Raw genomic sequence first — 2140 nt, 5'->3', positions numbered from 1 at the left:
GGCGCCGGGGCCGCCGGGGCCGGGGCCGGGGCAAGGGCGGCGACGACCAGGGCACCAGCACCGACGACCAGTTCGACGGTGAGGGCCAGGGCCAGTCCGACCAGGCCGCGGGCGAGGGCCAGTCCGGCGAGTCCGCAGGCGACACGGGCGGTGACCAGGCAGACCAGGGCGAAAACGAAAGCGGCAGCAAGCGCCGTCGTCGTCGCCGCAGGCGCAAGAGCGGCGACGACGATGCCTCCTCGACCCAGGACGACCCGCCCAACACGGTGGTGCACGTCCGCGACGGCAAGGCCGAGGGCAAGGGCGACGACAAGGACGCCAAGTCCGAGGACGGCGTGCGCAGCGTGCGCGGTTCGACCCGGCTGGAGGCCAAGCGTCAGCGCCGCCGCGACGGGCGCGAGGCCGGGCGCAGGCGCGCGCCGATTCTGTCGGAGTCGGAGTTCCTGGCGCGGAGGGAGTCGGTCGAGCGCACGATGGTGGTCTCCGAGCGCGGGGACTCGACCCAGATCGGCGTGCTCGAAGACGGCGTGCTGGTCGAGCACTTCGTCACCGCGTCGGGAAGCGGCTCGATCGTGGGTAACGTCTACCTGGGTCGCGTGCAGAACGTGCTGCCGTCCATGGAGGCCGCCTTCATCGACATCGGCCGCGGCCGGAACGCCGTGCTGTACGCGGGGGAGGTCGACTGGGACGCCGCCGGGCTCGAGGGCAAGGCCCGCAAGATCGAGCAGGCGCTTTCCACCGGTGACAACGTCCTGGTGCAGGTGACCAAGGACCCCGTCGGGCACAAGGGCGCGCGGCTGACCACGCAGATCTCGCTGCCGGGCCGGTTCCTGGTGTACGTGCCGTCCGGGGGCACCACCGGCATCTCCCGCAAGCTGCCGGAGAACGAGCGGCGCAGGCTGAAGGACATCCTCAAGCGGATCGTGCCGTCCGAGGCGGGTGTGATCATCCGCACGGCGTCGGAGGGCATCAGCGAGGAGGAGCTGGGCCGGGACGTGAACCGGCTCGAAGCCCAGTGGCAGGTCATCAAGGAGAAGGCCGCCTCGGCCACGGGCTCGAAGAAGTCGAGCGCGCCGGTGCTGCTCTACGAGGAGCCGGACCTGCTGGTGAAGGTCGTGCGGGACCTGTTCACCGAGGACTTCGTCAAGCTGGAGATCCAGGGCGGGACCGCATGGGAGACCATCAGGGCCTACGTCGAGCACGTCGCTCCCGACCTGCTGGACCGGGTCAAGCGATACGTCGGCAACGGCGACGTCTTCGCCGAGCACCGCATCGACGAGCAGTTGACGAAGGCACTGGACCGCAAGGTGTGGCTGCCCTCCGGTGGTTACCTGGTCATCGATCGCACGGAAGCGATGACGGTGATCGACGTCAACACCGGTAAGTTCACCGGCTCGGGTGGCAATCTCGAAGAGACGGTCACCCGGAACAACCTGGAGTCGGCCGAGGAGATCGTCCGCCAGCTCCGGTTGCGCGACATCGGCGGGATCATCGTGATCGACTTCATCGACATGGTCCTCGAGTCGAACCGGGAACTGGTCCTGCGCAGGCTGACGGAGTGCCTGGGCCGCGACCGCACCCGCCACCAGGTCGCCGAGGTCACCTCGCTGGGGCTGGTGCAGATGACCCGGAAGCGCGTGGGCACCGGCCTGTTGGAGGCGTTCTCCACCACCTGCGAGCACTGCAAGGGCCGGGGTGTGCTGGTCTCAGGGGAGACGCACCGGCACCAGAACGGCAACGGGGGCGGCGGCCAGCAGCAGGGTTCCCGGCGCTCGCGCAGCAAGGCCAAGGCCGCCGAGAGCGACACCGCCCGGTCGGCGGAGCAGAGCCAGCAGGCGCCCACGCCCGAGCAGCGCGAGTCGGTGCACGGACGGCACGATGTAGCTGGCGTTGAGTTCGTCGGGCGCCACGGAATCGGCGATGGCCCCGGCCGCGGCGAGCATCACCGCGTCGGTGATCTCGTGGGCGCCCCCATGACCCGCCCCGGTGATCGCCACGCGGTGCCCGGTGTGCTGGTCGGCGTCGAGGTCGCCGTGCTGGTCACGCACCGTCGCGATCGTGGTCGTCCTCGGATACCCGACCGGATACGGCTCGGCGCCCGACTCGCGCAACCGGTCCAGCTTCTCGCGCCGGATGCGCA

1 protein-coding gene is annotated in these 2140 nt (G+C 70.3%); it reads left to right on the top strand.

Annotation, left to right across the window (positions count from 1 at the left end; translation table 11 throughout):
• Positions 1-2140: Rne/Rng family ribonuclease (locus tag SACSA_RS21080; RefSeq protein WP_019813068.1), on the top strand; the 2140-nt coding region annotated here is incomplete at both ends.

The sequence above is a fragment of the Saccharomonospora saliphila YIM 90502 genome, assembly GCF_000383795.1.
GTDB lineage: Bacteria > Actinomycetota > Actinomycetes > Mycobacteriales > Pseudonocardiaceae > Saccharomonospora > Saccharomonospora saliphila.
Note: the sequence above shows the minus strand (reverse complement) of the source record. Positions and strands in the feature narration are given on the sequence as shown.